This window comes from Vibrio renipiscarius (genome assembly GCF_000827885.1).
Classification (GTDB): Bacteria; Pseudomonadota; Gammaproteobacteria; order Enterobacterales; family Vibrionaceae; genus Vibrio; species Vibrio renipiscarius.
The window spans coordinates 66,633-83,977 of the sequence record NZ_JTKH01000008.1 but is presented as its reverse complement, the minus strand read 5'-3'; the positions used below and the strand labels follow the sequence as shown (position 1 = coordinate 83,977).

General features: G+C 45.2%; 12 protein-coding genes and 1 riboswitch. Of the genes, 8 read left to right on the top strand and 4 right to left on the bottom strand.

Annotated elements, in window-relative coordinates:
• Positions 1-97 precede the first annotated feature (97 nt).
• From secA to OJ16_RS07740, 6 genes are all read left to right on the top strand, one after another.
• Positions 98-2,827, top strand: a complete 2,730-nt coding sequence (gene secA / locus OJ16_RS07765; RefSeq protein ID WP_040989068.1) for a preprotein translocase subunit SecA — start codon at positions 98-100, stop codon at positions 2,825-2,827.
• 244 nt (positions 2,828-3,071) lie between these two features.
• A complete protein-coding gene (gene mutT, locus OJ16_RS07760) occupies positions 3,072-3,470 on the top strand; it encodes an 8-oxo-dGTP diphosphatase MutT (RefSeq protein ID WP_040989067.1) in 399 nt (132 codons plus the stop codon).
• Positions 3,471-3,586: 116 nt separating this feature from the next.
• Positions 3,587-4,396 (top strand): 4-hydroxy-tetrahydrodipicolinate reductase, encoded by an 810-nt coding sequence (gene dapB, locus OJ16_RS07755; protein ID WP_040989066.1) that lies wholly within the window; start codon positions 3,587-3,589, stop codon positions 4,394-4,396.
• Between the two features lie 516 nt (positions 4,397-4,912).
• The gene (gene carA, locus OJ16_RS07750) at positions 4,913-6,067 is read left to right on the top strand and encodes a glutamine-hydrolyzing carbamoyl-phosphate synthase small subunit (protein WP_040989065.1); all 1,155 of its coding nucleotides are present in this window, start codon (positions 4,913-4,915) and stop codon (positions 6,065-6,067) included.
• Positions 6,068-6,083: 16 nt separating this feature from the next.
• Complete coding sequence (gene carB / locus OJ16_RS07745; RefSeq protein ID WP_040989064.1) at positions 6,084-9,314, top strand: carbamoyl-phosphate synthase large subunit; 3,231 nt, start codon at positions 6,084-6,086, stop codon at positions 9,312-9,314.
• 223 nt (positions 9,315-9,537) lie between these two features.
• The gene (locus tag OJ16_RS07740) at positions 9,538-10,317 is read left to right on the top strand and encodes a TSUP family transporter (protein WP_040989063.1); all 780 of its coding nucleotides are present in this window, start codon (positions 9,538-9,540) and stop codon (positions 10,315-10,317) included.
• Here the strand turns inward: OJ16_RS07740 and OJ16_RS07735 are convergent.
• The 4 genes from OJ16_RS07735 to grcA all read right to left on the bottom strand — a co-directional run bounded on the left by OJ16_RS07735 (position 10,229) and on the right by grcA (position 15,290).
• Positions 10,229-11,113, bottom strand: a complete 885-nt coding sequence (locus OJ16_RS07735; RefSeq protein ID WP_040989062.1) for a LysR family transcriptional regulator — start codon at positions 11,111-11,113, stop codon at positions 10,229-10,231. The genes OJ16_RS07740 and OJ16_RS07735 overlap by 89 nt on opposite strands.
• Before the next feature lie 224 nt (positions 11,114-11,337).
• Positions 11,338-12,621 carry a hypothetical protein gene (locus tag OJ16_RS07730; RefSeq protein WP_040989061.1) on the bottom strand — a complete coding sequence of 428 codons (1,284 nt, stop codon included), beginning with the start codon at positions 12,619-12,621 and terminating at the stop codon, positions 11,338-11,340.
• A gap of 432 nt (positions 12,622-13,053) precedes the next feature.
• Positions 13,054-14,514 (bottom strand): N-acetylglucosamine-binding protein GbpA, encoded by a 1,461-nt coding sequence (gene gbpA, locus OJ16_RS07725; protein WP_040989060.1) that lies wholly within the window; start codon positions 14,512-14,514, stop codon positions 13,054-13,056.
• An 85-nt stretch (positions 14,515-14,599) separates the two neighbouring features.
• Positions 14,600-14,687, bottom strand: a riboswitch (cyclic di-GMP riboswitch).
• A 225-nt stretch (positions 14,688-14,912) separates the two neighbouring features.
• Positions 14,913-15,290, bottom strand: coding sequence for an autonomous glycyl radical cofactor GrcA (gene grcA / locus OJ16_RS07720; RefSeq protein ID WP_040989059.1), 378 nt, complete (start codon positions 15,288-15,290; stop codon positions 14,913-14,915).
• A 335-nt stretch (positions 15,291-15,625) separates the two neighbouring features.
• Here grcA and nfo point away from each other — a divergent pair, with 335 nt between their 5' ends.
• Entirely contained in the window at positions 15,626-16,492 is an 867-nt protein-coding gene (nfo, locus tag OJ16_RS07715) for a deoxyribonuclease IV (protein WP_040989058.1), read from the top strand.
• A gap of 75 nt (positions 16,493-16,567) precedes the next feature.
• On the top strand, positions 16,568-17,251 hold the full coding sequence (gene ung / locus OJ16_RS07710) for a uracil-DNA glycosylase (RefSeq protein WP_040989185.1): 684 nt from the start codon (positions 16,568-16,570) through the stop codon (positions 17,249-17,251).
• Positions 17,252-17,345 lie beyond the last annotated feature (94 nt).

The following is a 17,345-nucleotide window of genomic DNA, read 5'->3' as shown; positions in this document are numbered from 1 at the left end:
AATGATTTAGCTCAGTATTCTTAGTTTTAAACTGGTAGAGACTGAAGGCATTAAGATACGATCGTGCCCGATCGAATGATAGAGAGATTCATACAAGATGATTACTAAGCTACTGACAAAGGTAATTGGCAGTCGCAATGACCGTACCTTGCGTCGCCTTAAGAAAATTGTAAAAGAGATCAATAATTACGAGCCAACGTTTGAAGCTCTCTCTGATGAAGAATTAAAGGCCAAAACGGTTGAATTCCGCCTGCGTTTAGAGCAAGGCGAAGAGCTTGATAAATTACTACCAGAAGCATTTGCGACGGTTCGTGAAGCATCGAAACGTGTTTACGGCATGCGTCATTTCGACATGCAGCTAGTCGGCGGCATGGTGCTTAACGCTGGTCAAATTGCTGAGATGCGTACGGGTGAAGGTAAAACGCTAACGGCGACTTTGCCTGCTTACCTTAATGCGCTTCCAGGCCATGGCGTTCACATTGTGACAGTGAACGACTACTTAGCGTCTCGTGATGCAGAAACCAACCGCCCATTGTTTGAATTCCTTGGTATGACTGTTGGCGTTAACGTGCCAAACATGCCTCCTCAAGCGAAAAAAGAAGCTTACCTAGCGGATATTCTTTACGGCACTAACAACGAATTTGGTTTTGACTACCTGCGTGACAACATGGCTTTCCGTGCGGAAGACCGTGTTCAGCGTTCACGTTTCTTTGCCGTAGTCGATGAAGTAGACTCGATCTTAATCGATGAGGCGCGTACGCCGTTGATTATTTCTGGCCCTGCCGAAGACAGCTCTGAGCTTTACACCAAAATCAATATTCTTATTCCTCTGCTGCAAAAGCAGGATCAGGAAGACTCAGAAGAATACCGTGGTGATGGCCACTACACCCTAGATGAAAAATCGAAACAGGTATATTTGACCGAAACAGGCCAAGAGTTTGTTGAAGAGTTGATGTACAAAAATGGTTTGATGGAAGAGGGCGATACCCTTTACTCACCAACCAACATTAGCCTATTGCATCACGTCAATGCGGCGCTGCGTGCCCACGTACTGTTCGAGAAAAACGTCGATTACATCGTCAATGAAGATGGCGAAGTAGTGATTGTCGATGAACATACGGGCCGTACTATGCCGGGTCGTCGTTGGTCTGAAGGTTTGCACCAAGCGGTAGAAGCAAAAGAAGGCGTTAAGATCCAAAACGAGAACCAAACACTCGCGTCGATCACCTTCCAGAACTTCTTCCGTCTGTACGACAAGCTGTCGGGTATGACGGGTACTGCGGATACAGAAGCATTCGAATTCCAATCGATTTACGGTTTGGAAACAGTGGTTATCCCAACCAACAAGCCAATGATTCGTGACGATATGCCAGATATGGTATACCGCACTGAAGTTGACAAATTTAATGCCATCATTGAAGACATTAAAGAGCGCGTTGCGAAAGGTCAGCCATCACTTGTTGGTACGGTTTCGATCGAAAAATCGGAATTACTGTCAAATGCACTGCAACAAGCGAAGATTAAGCACAACGTATTGAACGCTAAGTTCCATGAACGTGAAGCGGAAATCGTAGCTGAAGCGGGTACTCCAGGTGCTGTTACCATTGCAACCAACATGGCCGGTCGTGGTACCGATATCGTGTTAGGGGGTAGCTGGCAGTCTAAAGTTGAGCAATTAGACAACCCAAGCAAAGAACAAATTGACGCGATCAAAGCAGAATGGAAAGTGGTCCACGATCAAGTTCTTGCTGCTGGTGGCCTACACATTATTGGTACTGAGCGTCATGAATCTCGCCGTATTGATAACCAGTTACGTGGTCGTTCAGGTCGTCAAGGTGATGCGGGTTCTTCACGTTTCTACCTATCAATGGAAGACTCACTACTGCGTATCTTTACTTCTGATCGCATGGCGAGCCTTATTCAAAGTGGTATGGAAGAAGGTGAAGCGATTGAGTCTAAGATGCTGTCTCGCTCAATTGAAAAAGCACAACGTAAAGTAGAAGGTCGTAACTTCGATATCCGTAAACAGCTACTTGAGTACGATGATGTTGCGAACGATCAACGTAAAGTGGTTTACGAACTTCGTGATGAGCTGATGGTTGCTGAAAACATCAGCGAAATGATTGAGCTAAACCGCGCTGACGTATTAACCGCAATCATTGATGAATACATTCCACCACAATCTCTAGAAGAAATGTGGGATATTGAAGGTCTTCAGCATCGTCTGAAGAATGACTTTGATATCGATGCGCCAATCAAACAGTGGCTAGAAGCCGATGATAAACTGTACGAAGAAGCGTTACGCGAGAAGATCATCGACCTAGCGGTTGCAGCTTACCGTAAGAAAGAAGAAGTCGTGGGTGAGCAAGTACTGCGTAACTTCGAAAAATCAGTCATGCTACAAACGCTTGATACCTTGTGGAAAGAACACCTAGCAGCAATGGATCATTTGCGCCAAGGTATCCATCTACGTGGCTATGCACAGAAAAACCCGAAACAAGAGTACAAGCGTGAGTCGTTTGAACTGTTTGAAGGGTTACTAGAGTCATTGAAAACAGACGTAGTCATGGTTCTATCGCGCGTGCGTGTTCAACAGCAAGAAGAAGTTGAACAAATGGAAGCACAGCGTCGTGCACAAGCAGAAGAAGCCGCTCGTCATGCGCAAGCACAGCATGCAAGCGCGCATAATCAGCTTGCTGATGATGAAGAGGTATCAGACGCACAGCCACAGACAGTCGTTCGTGATGAGCGTAAAGTTGGCCGTAATGAGCCTTGCCCATGTGGTAGCGGCAAGAAGTACAAACAATGCCATGGTCAAATTGGTTAACTTTAGATTCATAAAGTTTACTAAATAAAGAGAGAGTCGCTTAGGCGGCTCTTTTTTTAAGTAAAATTTGTATACCCGTCTGTTTACGTCATTCCCTAGAGTGGAGAATGAGCGTAGTAGCGAATCTGATGATTTAGCATCGATTTGTGGTGGTATGAGATCCCCAACTCGGTCGTCCCTCCCTCTTGAGGATGACGCCGTATAAGTTAGGTCAGTTAAGAGCTTTCGTTAGGAACACCATTATATGAAAAGAATCCATATCGTTGCGGCGGTGATTTTCAATCAAGATAAATCGCAAATTTTTATCACTAAACGTCCAGATGATAAGCATAAAGGCGGTTTTTGGGAATTTCCCGGCGGTAAGGTTGAGAGCGGGGAAAGCATCGAGCAAGCGATGATTCGGGAGTTGGACGAAGAGATTGGTATTCAGGTGACAGAGCAGTGCGTATTTGAACACTTAGAATATGATTACCCAGAGAAATCGCTGAAATTTGATTTTATTCTCGTGACAGCATTTGCCGGTGAACCCTATGGGCGTGAAGGGCAACAAGGCGAATGGGTCACGATCAAACGGTTAGAAAACTATGCCTTTCCGGAGGCAAACGTGCCGATTTTACAGCGTGTGATCAAAGAGTTTTCATGATCTATGTCTCAAAAAGCTAGCCACCACAGTCGTTTATTGGTAGTTTAGTGCACAAGATCGTTTTCTCGAGGTGAGGATCTTTTCATCTCGTAACACCAAAATGGAGAATGAGTGCAATGGTCAGAATTGCAATCGCAGGAGCGGCAGGCCGTATGGGCCGAAACTTAGTTAAAGCAACGCATCTTAACCCGGAGTCTCAAGTTGGAGCGGCATCAGAGCGCCCAGAGTCATCACTGGTTGGGGTAGACGTTGGTGAACTATGTGGTGAAGGCAAGTTTGATATTGTCTTAACCAATGATCTCGCCTCTCAAATTGACCGCTTTGATGTCATTATCGATTTTACTGCACCAAGCAGCACATTAACCAACTTAGAACTTTGCCGTGCCCACGGTAAGAGTATCGTTATCGGTACGACTGGTTTTAGTGACCAAGAACGCGAACGCATTGATGCTGTTGCAACGGAAATCCCGGTTGTAATGGCGCCAAACTATTCTGTTGGCGTTAATCTCGTGTTTAAGCTACTCGAAAAAGCCGCCAAAGTGATGGGCGACTATTGTGATATCGAAATTGTCGAAGCACACCACCGTCACAAAGTGGATGCACCTTCAGGTACCGCGATTGGTATGGGTGAGGCGATTGCAGGCGCAATGGGTAATAAGCTCAATGATGTCGCAGTTTACGCGCGTGAAGGCATTACCGGTGAGCGCAGCAGAGATGAGATTGGTTTTGCCACTATCCGTGCGGGCGATATCGTCGGTGAGCACACCGCTATGTTTGCCGATATTGGTGAACGTGTGGAGATCACCCATAAGGCGACTGACCGCATGACCTTTGCAAATGGCGCGGTGAAAGCGGCCGTTTGGTTAAATGGTAAGCCTTCAGGTTTCTATACGATGACGGACGTACTCGGTCTAAACGATCTTTAACTGCGCATTGCAGTAAAGCAGACAAAAAGTCATTAAACATATTTATGCGTCAGCCTAGGCTGGCGTTTTTTGTATCTGTTGAAAATGGCGATAAAAGTTAACTTGTCAAAATTGCCTCTTATTGGCTGGTTATTGCTGTATTTATTTGGGTTTCAGTCTAATTGTTGTGTTAAGTGCTCTATTTTGCATATTATAACTGTGTAAGTAACGTTTGCTTTGTTTTGTTTTCTTTTTGATTTTGTCTTTTGATTGTAATCAGAGTGGATTTCTCAAACTCGGTTCCAATCGACAACCTAAAGGTCATCAAACTTGTTTTTTTGGCTGTTTTGACATGGTTTTATAATAAAGCGTCGTAAATATGCATTTTATTTTACTATGAATGTTGACACTGGTCACAAGCATTATTAGAATAACGCCAATTTGTCTGTCAGACCTAAAAATGCTTTTTTATGGCAAAATTAAAGGCGATATTGCAAATTAATTTATTTTTTATGCATTTTTATTCTGGAGGTTGCCTTGAGTAAATTAGCACTGTTAGTCCTGGAAGATGGGACAGTGTTCAGCGGAGTGTCCATCGGCGCAGATGGTATTTCTGTTGGGGAAGTCGTTTTTAATACCTCGATGACGGGGTACCAAGAAATTCTTACTGATCCTTCCTATTCACAACAAATCGTCACTCTTACTTATCCTCACATTGGCAATACCGGAACCAATTCCGAAGACGAAGAATCTTCTTCAATTCATGCACAAGGCCTTGTGATTCGCGATCTCCCTCTTATCGCTTCTAATTTCCGTAACGAACAATCCCTTTCTGATTATCTCAAGTCGCAAAACATTGTCGGCATCGCAGATATTGATACTCGCAAACTTACTCGTATTCTTCGTGAAAAAGGTGCCCAAAATGGCTGCATCGTGGCAGGCTCTTCTATCAATGGAAAGAACCTCGACGAAGCGCTGGCACTTGCGAAAGCGAAAGAATTCCCTGGCTTGAAAGGTATGGACCTTGCGAAAGAAGTTACAACAAAAGAAGCGTATCAATGGAAACAAGGTTCGTGGACGCTCGAGGGTGGTCTTCCTGAAGCAAAAGACGACAGTGAATTGCCATACCACGTTGTCGCTTATGACTTTGGAGCCAAAAGAAATATCCTACGCATGTTGGTTGACCGCGGCTGCCGCCTAACGGTAGTACCGGCTGAAACCTCAGCGGAAGAAGTGCTAGCACTTAAGCCTGATGGTGTATTCCTATCAAATGGCCCTGGTGACCCAGCTCCGTGTACTTACGCGATTGAAGCGACTAAGGTTTTCCTAGAAAAAAGCATCCCATTATTTGGTATCTGTCTAGGTCACCAAATTCTTGCGCTGGCCTCTGGTGCGCAAACGGTGAAAATGAAATTTGGTCACCACGGTGCGAACCACCCAGTAAAAGATTTGGACCGCGGTGTCGTGATGATTACATCACAAAACCATGGTTTTGCTGCGGATGAAAATACGCTGCCGGAAACGCTACGTGCCACGCACGTCTCTCTGTTTGACGGTTCTTTGCAAGGTATTCACCGCACTGACAAACCAGCATTCAGTTTCCAAGGTCACCCAGAAGCGAGCCCAGGTCCTGAAGACGCAGCTCCACTATTTGACCATTTCATCGAACTCATCAAAAAACACAGCGCTTAATTCGGAGTAGTAGATAATGCCAAAACGTACTGACATTCAAAGTATTCTAATTCTTGGTGCTGGTCCGATTGTAATCGGTCAGGCATGTGAGTTTGACTACTCTGGCGCACAAGCGTGTAAAGCACTGCGCGAAGAGGGTTACCGAGTTATCCTTGTGAACTCAAACCCTGCCACTATTATGACTGACCCAGAGATGGCCGATGCAACTTACATCGAACCAATTCAGTGGGAAGTAGTACGTAAGATCATTGAAAAAGAGCGCCCAGATGCGGTACTGCCTACAATGGGTGGTCAAACGGCGCTTAACTGTGCTCTAGACCTAGAGAAGCACGGCGTTCTTGCTGAATTTGGCGTAGAGATGATCGGCGCAACGGCGGATGCGATTGATAAAGCGGAAGACCGTTCTCGTTTTGATAAAGCAATGAAGTCGATTGGCCTTGAATGTCCAACGGCAGACACTGCAAAAACCATGGAAGAAGCTTACAAAGTTCAAGAAATGGTTGGCTTCCCTTGTATCATTCGTCCTTCGTTCACCATGGGTGGTACAGGCGGCGGTATTGCATACAACAAAGAAGAATTTGAAGAAATTTGTCGCCGAGGTTTGGATCTTTCTCCAACTAACGAGCTGCTCATCGATGAGTCATTGATTGGTTGGAAAGAGTACGAGATGGAAGTGGTTCGCGATAAGAACGACAACTGTATCATCGTCTGTACAATTGAAAACCTAGACCCAATGGGCATTCACACCGGTGACTCAATCACGGTTGCGCCGGCGCAAACGTTGACCGATAAAGAATACCAATTAATGCGTAACGCTTCTCTAGCGGTACTGCGTGAGATTGGTGTTGAAACCGGTGGTTCAAACGTACAGTTTGGTATCAACCCGAAAGATGGCCGCATGGTTATCATCGAGATGAACCCACGTGTATCTCGCTCTTCTGCATTGGCTTCAAAAGCAACCGGCTTCCCGATTGCAAAAGTAGCAGCGAAATTGGCGGTTGGCTTTACGCTTGATGAGTTGATGAACGACATCACAGGTGGCGCAACGCCAGCGTCATTTGAACCAACCATCGACTACGTTGTGACTAAAATCCCTCGTTTTAACTTCGAGAAATTTGCCGGTGCAAATGACCGTCTAACGACGCAAATGAAGTCAGTGGGTGAGGTTATGGCCATTGGTCGTAACCAACAAGAATCGCTACAAAAAGCACTACGCGGCTTAGAAGTTGGTGCGAACGGTTTTGATGAGATGGTGGATCTTGATTCACCTGACGCACTATCAAAAATCCGCCACGAACTTAAAGAAGCTGGTGCAGAGCGTATTTGGTACATCGCGGATGCATTCCGTGCTGGCCTATCCGTTGATGGCGTCTTTAACCTAACGCAAATCGACCGCTGGTTCCTAGTTCAAATCGAAGACCTAGTGAAAATGGAAGAAGTGGTTAAAGCGGGTGGCTTTGCTGGTTTGACCGAAGATCTACTGCGTAAGCTGAAGCGCAAAGGTTTTGCTGATGCGCGTCTATCAAAACTGCTTGGTGTAGCGGAAAGCGAAATTCGTCGCCTACGTGACCAGTTCAATATTCACCCGGTTTATAAGCGTGTGGATACGTGTGCGGCAGAATTCTCTTCTGATACGGCATACATGTACTCTTCTTATGATGAAGAATGTGAAGCAAATCCGACAGACAAAGAAAAAATCATGATTCTTGGCGGCGGTCCAAACCGTATCGGCCAAGGTATTGAGTTTGACTACTGTTGTGTGCACGCGTCACTGGCTCTTCGTGAAGATGGCTTTGAGACTATCATGGTTAACTGTAACCCTGAGACCGTTTCAACTGACTACGATACGTCTGACCGTCTGTACTTCGAACCGGTTACTTTAGAAGATGTTCTTTCTATCGCTCGTGTTGAGAAGCCTAAAGGCGTGATCGTTCAGTACGGTGGCCAAACACCACTGAAACTGGCTCGTGCTCTTGAAGCGGCAGGTGTACCAATCATCGGTACTAGCCCAGACGCAATTGACCGTGCAGAAGACCGTGAGCGTTTCCAAGTTGCGGTAGACCGTTTGGGCCTACTTCAGCCAGAAAATGCGACCGTAACCACCATGGAACAAGCGGTAGAGAAATCTCGCGAAATCGGTTTCCCACTCGTTGTACGTCCTTCTTATGTACTGGGTGGTCGTGCGATGGAAATCGTATACGATGAGCAAGACTTACGTCGCTACTTTAATGAAGCAGTCAGCGTTTCAAACGAATCTCCTGTTCTACTTGATAGCTTCCTTGATGATGCGATCGAAGTTGACGTCGATGCGATTTGTGACGGTGAGCGCGTGGTGATTGGCGGTATCATGGAGCATATCGAACAAGCGGGTGTTCACTCAGGTGACTCAGCATGTTCTCTTCCTGCCTACACGCTAAGCCAAGAAATCCAAGATGTGATGCGCGAGCAAGTTGAGAAGCTAGCGTTTGAGTTGGGTGTTCGTGGTCTAATGAATACGCAGTTCGCGGTGAAAGACAATGAAGTTTACCTAATTGAAGTCAACCCACGTGCAGCGCGTACGGTACCGTTTGTTTCTAAAGCGACCGGTGCACCACTCGCGAAAATTGCAGCGCGCGTAATGGCGGGTCAATCTCTAGAGTCACAAGGCTTTACTAAAGAGATCATCCCACCTTACTACTCTGTGAAAGAAGTGGTGTTGCCATTCAACAAATTCCCAGGTGTTGACCCACTGTTAGGCCCAGAAATGCGCTCTACCGGTGAGGTAATGGGTGTTGGCGCAACGTTTGCTGAAGCCTTTGCAAAAGCAGAATTGGGCTGTGGTAGCGTTTATCCTGAAGGTGGCCGAGCACTTCTGTCTGTTCGTGATGGTGACAAGCAACGTGTGGTTGATTTAGCGTCTAAACTGCTGGATCTAGGCTACAAGCTTGATGCAACACACGGTACCGCGGTGATTCTTGGCGAAGCGGGCATTAACCCACGCTTAGTCAATAAGGTTCACGAAGGTCGCCCTCATATTCTTGACCGTATCAAGAACAATGAATACACCTACATTGTGAACACGGCGGCAGGTCGCCAAGCGATTGAAGACTCTAAAGTACTTCGTCGTGGTGCCTTGGCTGAGAAAGTGAACTATACAACGACGCTGAATGCTGCATTCGCAACGTGTATGGCTCATCATTCTGATGCGAAGAGCTCAGTGACGTCACTGCAAGAGTTGCACGCTAAGATTGATGCAAACAACGCATAATCGTAGAGAACAATAAAACAAGCCCGCTCATTGAGCGGGTTTTTTTATGCTTGATTCACAGCGATTCCAAACGGAAAAATGATGGTTCAGAGAGAGGAATGTGATCGTGCCACGATCGCTATTGTGGAAATACAGGAATAGGTTGCTATCGAATCTTTCGTTAACTGAATTGATTCGCGGGTGATAACGTACGGCTATCCGATTTATTAGCGTTGAATACAGAATGGAATTATCTTTCGAAATACTCTCACTGCTCTTTTTAGTGGCCACTCTTGCCGGATTTATTGATGCGATGGCCGGTGGTGGTGGCTTATTAACCTTACCCGCGCTTTTAGCGGCAGGTGTGCCACCGACGCAAGCGCTCGCGACCAATAAGTTGCAGAGTTCTTTTGGGAGTTTCTCAGCCAGTTGGTACTTTGTTCGCAGCGGTATGGTGAGCATTAAAGAGATGAGGTTAGCGATCGCTTGCACGTTTATCGGTTCAGCGGTTGGGGCGGAATCGGTGCAGCATATTGATGCGGGAATATTAACCAGTCTGATCCCGATTTTGCTGGTGGCGATCTCAGTTTATTTCTTATTAATGCCGAAGACCCGTGAGCAAAAAGGCCAAGCAAAGCTATCTGAAGCGATGTTTGCTTTCTGTGTTGGTGGTGGTGTTGGTTTCTACGATGGTTTTTTCGGTCCAGGAACGGGGTCTATCTTTACCGTTTGTTTTGTCGCGTTGGGGCATTTTTCTTTAGTGGATGCGACCGCGCGTACCAAGGTGCTTAATTTTACGTCGAACATTACCGCTTTGCTGTTCTTTATTTTGGCGGGTTTACCGGTATGGGAACTGGGTTTAGTCATGGCTGTGGGCGGCTTTATTGGCGCTCAACTTGGAGCGCGCGTCGTGGTGACGAAAGGACAAAAGTGGATCAGACCCTTGGTGATTGTGATGTCGCTACTGATGGCAACGAAGTTACTTTGGCAACAGCATCAGCAATGGTTGTTATCAATTTTTTGATGCGGCTATTTCGGTACGATGAAGGACGCAGGCAAATATTGATCGAGCGCGATAAGGATTGTAAGGGCTCGAAATCATAGCAGTGGCGTGGCTCTATCTGCAGGGTATTAATGACGGATAAGGGAACAAGAGCCGGTGCAATCCCCGATAATGCCAGTTTTGCGGCGGCAGAGTACGAGTCCATCTGCATGATTGGATGCATGTTCAGGTGGCTCAAGATCGCTTGCTGGTATGAGTTCGCAGGATTGGAGAGATCATTGGTAATGATCGTGTCTGGTAGTGCATTTAAGTGGCGACTAAAGACGATGTAAAAGGGTTCATCAAACAAATGAAAGGTCATTAATTGATGATGTGCGGGCAGGTTTCCGGCACAAATTCCCAAGTGAGCTTTACCCGATTGAACGTGTTCAATAATCCTTGGCGTATGATTAGTGGTAATGCTGAGATAAGGATCCTGCTCGAAATACTCACCTAAAATAGACGCTAAATAGCCCGCGACAAGCGTTTCTGAACAATCGATGTTAAGCGTACTGTTTTCTTTTACGCTTTGCTGTTCATAGATCAAACCGCGTAATTCATTGAACGTAGGGCTGATATTGTCAATGAGATTGATGGCTTCGCTCGTCAATCGAACATTTCTGCCATCTGGCACAATCAGCTTTTTACCGAGTTTTTTTTCTAAGTTCGCAATACGCTTACTGACTGCCGATTGACTAATGTAGAGCAAACTGCCAGTACGACTCATCGTCTTGGCTTTGCTCAGGGTAACTAGTGTCTCAATACCTTCAAGTAACATGGGGTGTTCGTATGAATTTAAGGAATGAATCGCACAATGTAGCGAAATTTTACTGAGTTCGCATATAAAAAAACGGCACTACAAAGAGTGCCGTTGTTGTTCTGTGATCGAATAGCAATTTGATCCAGTGGGGCGAAAAATTTAGTTCACTTTATCCCACGCCATTGATCAATTTACTTGTTCAAATCAGTCAGTGGAGATTACATTACGATAATTTCATGTCGTTAGTCAGCTAGTGCGGGAGCCCCCGTAAAGTCGAGCGATCCCAAAACGTTATTTTTAACAGTTACATCAATAGGGCCATACATAATGTCATCGTTTTCGCCCAGCTTTACTGATGCATACGCATCATAGTTACCATCAGCAATGCGTCCATTGATGGCATATTGGTTTTGGGCACGGTTAACACTGCCGGTTGCGACCGTATCTTCTTTTCCTTTTGATGTAATAATGATTTGCGATACATTTGCTTGAATATCATCGATGTACGCTGCGGTGATTTCCTGCTTATGAAGTGTGTCAATAACATTGTTTCGGTAAGAGTTCACATCATCGCGAAGTTCAATATACGGAGTAGGCAAGTTAAGTTTTTGTTCGACAGCGCCAATAGCGGTATCAAATTGTTGACCGGATGAATCTCGAATTAAGGTAAGTGTATCTTTAACACTTAAGCCTTGGGCTACTAGATAGTTTACGTTGTCATGATAGAGATTGTACATATGGTCTTCATATGCAGCTTTAATTAGGGGCTCACTCATCACAGCCAGTTCGTCATTATACGTTTCTATCGAAAGTGGCGTTCTATCTGCATCTATTGCAAACTCATCATGTTTGTGGCTAGTAATCCTGATGTGACGACCAGCAAAGAGTTCTGCTGAACCTTCTTGGAACCAACGTGGTAAATGGTCATATGGTTCTGAATCGCCGAGCAACTCGGCTTGAATGGTATGGAACAATTCATGTTTAGTTAGAATTGAAGTATCAGTAAAATCAGGATGGGTCACATCAAGAGTGCTAGGAGCAAAATCAAAGCGATCGGGATATCCGGTACCTTGGCTATTATCGGTTCCGATATTTTTATTGCTGAAACACGCCGTCCATTTACTATTAGCTGATAGATTCAACTCAGCAGGCGTTAGCTTGGTATGGACTAATAATTCATTAAAACTAGCCTGAGTGATTTTTGCAGCCTTGATGACGTCATCTTGCGTACCATTCATGGTGCTCACAATAAAGTTCGCTGTCTCAACGGTTGGTTTTTTATGGTTGTTATCGTTGCTACAAACGTTGCTGTCTACGGTTTGCGTTACGTTGGTCGCTGCGATTTCTGCTATCACTTTTGACATTGGCCAGCTAGTGATTAGGTTTGTCGCAGGTGGTGTTGGTTCTCCGCCGTTACCGCCTTCGTTACCACCATTATCTCCAGACGGTTTTGAATCACTATCGCCACCACCACAACCGACTAACGTAAGTAGGATGCCTAGAGCTGCAAGGTTTTTACTCTTCATTTTTATACATGCCTTTATAGAATATTAGATTGCATTTTAGATTGCATTTTTCGGCAGCAATATAACGTCTTTTTTGTATTTAATGCATTGTTTAATAAGAAATTTAATTAATTTTGATTTTCGTCACATTCGCATGTTTCCATGCGGAGGAAGAATGCTAGCACCTTGGTTGTCATGTTAATTTATTGTGGTTAGGTGGTGTTATTTGTTACGAATTACTGCAACTCATTGTCTTAGCTTTGCTAAGGGTAACCAGAGTTTCAATACCTTCGAGTAACATAAGGTTATCGTATGAATTTTGGGAATGAATGAGGTAATGTAGCGAAAAATGTAGCGAAATTTACCTCAGTACGCACATAAAAAACGGCACTACAAAGAGTGCCGTTGTTGTTCTGTGATCGAATCGCAACTTGATCCAGTGGGGCGAAAAATTTAGTTCACTTTATCCCACGCCATTGACCAATGAGAACCGGTTGCTGGTTCGTATTGTGTCGCCGTTTGTGTCCACTGTGAGCAGTAGCCAGAGTATGGGAACGGTTTACATTGGTAAATGTGGCCATCAGTAGCAAGTACTTGTGTGCCTGCTGTGTAGCTCTTAACGCCTTCCGGGAATACAAAGTCGTATTCGCCCACTGGTGGTGGCGTTACGTCTGCAACCAAGTGGAAATCGAACATTTCTTGGTTAATCAAATTACCTGCCTGATCCTTGATACGACTGATCAGCATATGGTGGCCAGCTTCTGATTTGGTCAGAGTTAGGTTTACTGGTTGATATTGACCATCGGTTAGAGAACCGTTCCAACTCGCGAGTGGTTCACGCGCGTGGTTGTAAACCGTGAGTTCTGCCTGCAAATCGCCGGTCGCATTCAAGGTTAATGCCAATTCGGTTGGTTGTTCTGTGATGGTATATTCTGTCGCCAGTCCTTCCACACTCAGGGCGTAATCAGGTTCTGTCGTTTCGATATCATAGCCAACTTCTACGCGAGTGAGTGTGCTCTCTGCTTGAAGATAAACAGGGTTAGAGCCGTAAACAGGTGTGAAAGCACCTTGTTTGTGTTCGCCTGCTTTGATTGCGGTTTGTTCTTGGTTTACCTTGCTTGCTAGAGCGTAAGACCAGTTTTTCGCTTGTGTTAGCGCGACGCTATCGATGGTTAACTCTGTGCGGTAAGCGTTGTTTTCACCTGCATGATCAAACACACGAGTGAAAACGCGATCGCCGATATTCAGATCCATGGTTGGATTGATTTGGCCAGCTTGATTCCATTCAGGTAAAACAGGACCTTGACCATCAAACTTCACGTCAATCACATTGTAAAACGCGGCAGCGGTATCGCCCACATCCCAAACGGCCAGAATCACATGGTAGCCTTGACGTTCAGGTACGTTACACTCATGGCTTACCTGTTTTGGTGGTTGAACCATATTGCCTTCAACCACACAGAAAGGCGTCAGATCAAAGGATTGGCGAGTAAGTACGTCATTTGAATTCCAATCAGGCTTTGTGATGTAGTATTTCCAATCACGGGTGACGTGGTTTGCCGTAAAGGTCCATTCAAAATTTTGTTTACCCGCAGTGATAGGGCGTTTTACCCAGCGATCGGCAGTCTGTTCGTCTAGTGCCGTGGCGAGAGCAGATTGAGCACTTGCGATTTTACCATCGGCAGGTCCGGCTTCAGGGAAACCTTCTGGGCCTTCTACGCTTTGTGGTTCGTATTGAATGGCGCCGCAGTTACTGTTTTTTTCATTCGTATCTGAGGTTGGGAATTTACACAATGTGACGCGGCCTGCCGCAATACCATCATTAACGGCAGAGACATAGCCATGTGCAGCGACATTGCCGCTTAGTGCGGTCAGTGCAAGTGCAAGAAGAGTTTTATTTGAACGTGATGACATCACATGTTCCTTTATAGGTTGACAAAAAATGCCACACCTCAGCATGTGAAAAGGGGTAAACCCTCAGCACTTGATTGAATGATCAAGTGGTGGCCCCGCTATCGTAGATAATGATTATCGTTAGACCGGAAGCTTTGCGTCCCATTCTTTCGAATGGTTTGCCGATAGTGTGTTGAGCAATAAAATGCAGCGCAGAAGAGGCTAAGTGATGGCGTTGATAATGGATAATCAAGCTCCTTGATACTTAGATTGCTCTTTGCACTACGCCGTAATGGGTTATTTTTATTATCCATTTACGGTGTCTCGACAGGGCTAGGCCGCCGAGATAAAGAAAAGCAGGCGCTTGGCCTGCTTTTCAAATCGGTGTCTAAATTTATCTTCGTCAGTGACGAGCTAAATTATAGAGACTCAGTGAACGTACGCGCGATAACGTCGCGTTGCTGTTCAGTCGTTAGTGAGTTAAAACGTACAGCGTAGCCTGATACACGGATCGTTAGCTGTGGGTAGTTCTCTGGGTGTGCAACTGCATCTTCAAGAGTTTCACGACGTAGAACGTTAACGTTTAGGTGTTGGCCACCTTCGATACGTGGTGCAGTTTCGATTGCCACTTCACGGCTTTCGTACTCACCTAGATCGTTAATTGCAATAACTTGGTCAGCTTCAAAACCAGCAGACGCAGCAACACAACGTGCTTCGTTCTTTTCGCTGTCTAGTAGCCAGATTGAGTTTAGTAGGTCGTCGTTAGCTGCTTTAGTAATTTGGATGCCTTGAATCATTACTTTCTCCTAATCCACATTTTCTGTGGTGTTATTGGTGTTAGTTTTCAATATTTTGTTGAGCTAATTATTATATAGCTAATATCCACTATAATAATATTGATTTAGGTCAAAAAACAACTAAAAACCTTATTTTTTTGAAGGTGATTTTATTGCGTTAAATCAACAAAATGCTTTAAAAACGCAAGATTACAATTTATTTTATAATATAAAAAATAGTTACAATGGTCATTTTGTCGTAAATTAACTACAAAATGACGGATTTTAAGCACGAACATCGAGCTAAGCCTTTGTTACGTGTTGAGCACATTGAAAGAGTAAAGTGATCAAATAACATGAGTAAAAATTTCGGAAGTAAGTACATCGGTGCCCACGTTTCTGCCGCGGGTGGTGTTGATCAAGCGCCAATGAGAGCACGAGAAATTGGCGCGAACGCGTTTGCTTTATTCACTAAAAATCAACGTCAATGGGCAGCAAAGCCTCTTGAGGCCAAAACGATAAGTGCCTTTAAAGCAAACTGTAAAATGTTGGGTTTTAGTGCCGACCAGATTTTGCCTCACGATTCTTATTTGATTAATTTGGGTGCGCCAGAAGAAGAAAAGCGTGAGAAATCGCGTGCTGCTTTTATTGATGAAATGGCGCGTTGCCATCAATTGGGCCTGACGTTACTGAATTTTCATCCGGGCAGTCATCTTAACAAGATCTCAGAAAGTGAGTGTTTGGCGGCGATTGCTGAATCGATCAATTTGGCGCATCAAGCGGTACCAGAGGTCATTGCGGTTGTAGAAAATACCGCCGGTCAAGGTTCAAACTTGGGGTGGAAATTTGAACATCTTGCGGCGATCATTGAGCAAGTGGACGATAAATCACGAATTGGTGTCTGTCTTGATACTTGCCATACCTTTGCCGCGGGGTACGATCTTTCGAGCCACGAAGCGTGTGAAGCGACCTTTGCTGAGTTTGATCGAGTTGTGGGTATGCGATATTTAAAAGCGATGCACATTAACGATGCAAAATCGACGCTAGGCAGCAAATTAGATCGCCATCATGCTTTGGGTAAAGGGCATATTGGCTGGGCGTGTTTTGAGTACATTGCCAAAGATGCACGTTTTGATGGTATCCCGTTAATCTTGGAAACCATTGAACCTGATTTGTGGGCGGCGGAAATTAAGCAACTTCGCGACTGGCATTGCCAAGCGTAAGGCATTGCCTGTTGCGATTCGTTTTTCTTTCATTTTTTGCGACAATGACGCGCATCTATATAGAGGATAATTATGATGACGAAGTTATCAACTTGGGATGATGTGATCGGCGACGAACAGCAGCAGCCTTACTTTAAGCAAACATTGACTTACGTAGCCGAGCAACGCGCGGAAGGAAAAGTGATTTTTCCCCCTGAGAGTGCGGTTTTCAATGCTTTTAATAGCACTCCTTTTGCCCAGGTAAAAGTCGTCATCTTGGGTCAAGACCCGTACCACGGTCCAGATCAAGCCCATGGCTTATGTTTCTCTGTGCTGCCGGGGATCAAAACCCCGCCATCACTCGTGAACATATACAAAGAGTTGGTACAAGATATTGATGGCTTTACTGTCCCTCAACATGGCTATTTGCAATCTTGGGCGGAGCAAGGGGTGTTGTTACTTAATACCGTGCTGACGGTTGAGCAGGGCAAAGCGCACTCACATGCGAAAACAACCGGTTGGGAGGCATACACCGATAAAGTGATTGAAGCATTGGACCAACGCGATACCGGTATCGTGTTTCTATTGTGGGGGGCACATGCTCAGAAGAAAGGGCGTTTTATCGATCGCACGAAACATTATGTACTCGAAGCGCCGCATCCTTCACCTTTGTCTGCTCATCGCGGTTTCTTGGGGTGCCAGCATTTTTCAAAAGCGAATCAATGGTTAGTCGAGCAGGGTGTCGCGCCGATTGACTGGGCATTACCGACTTCTGTTTGATGGAAAAACAGCGTTAGAGAGGGGCCATCATCACTCTTATTTATCCGGTGGGTAGAAAGCCGATCGCCCGAAGGGTGTTTTTTTGAACAGCCTC

Excerpts from the sequence above, each read along its gene's own strand:
- gbpA (WP_040989060.1), bottom strand. The coding sequence starts at position 14,514 with ATGTCATCACGTTCAAATAAAACTCTTCTTGCACTTGCACTGACCGCA.
- OJ16_RS07740 (WP_040989063.1), top strand. The coding sequence starts at position 9,538 with ATGGAATTATCTTTCGAAATACTCTCACTGCTCTTTTTAGTGGCCACT.
- ung (WP_040989185.1), top strand. The coding sequence starts at position 16,568 with ATGACGAAGTTATCAACTTGGGATGATGTGATCGGCGACGAACAGCAG.
- grcA (WP_040989059.1), bottom strand. The coding sequence starts at position 15,290 with ATGATTCAAGGCATCCAAATTACTAAAGCAGCTAACGACGACCTACTA.
- dapB (WP_040989066.1), top strand. The coding sequence starts at position 3,587 with ATGGTCAGAATTGCAATCGCAGGAGCGGCAGGCCGTATGGGCCGAAAC.
- carB (WP_040989064.1), top strand. The coding sequence starts at position 6,084 with ATGCCAAAACGTACTGACATTCAAAGTATTCTAATTCTTGGTGCTGGT.
- nfo (WP_040989058.1), top strand. The coding sequence starts at position 15,626 with ATGAGTAAAAATTTCGGAAGTAAGTACATCGGTGCCCACGTTTCTGCC.
- mutT (WP_040989067.1), top strand. The coding sequence starts at position 3,072 with ATGAAAAGAATCCATATCGTTGCGGCGGTGATTTTCAATCAAGATAAA.
- OJ16_RS07730 (WP_040989061.1), bottom strand. The coding sequence starts at position 12,621 with ATGAAGAGTAAAAACCTTGCAGCTCTAGGCATCCTACTTACGTTAGTC.
- OJ16_RS07735 (WP_040989062.1), bottom strand. The coding sequence starts at position 11,113 with ATGTTACTTGAAGGTATTGAGACACTAGTTACCCTGAGCAAAGCCAAG.
- secA (WP_040989068.1), top strand. The coding sequence starts at position 98 with ATGATTACTAAGCTACTGACAAAGGTAATTGGCAGTCGCAATGACCGT.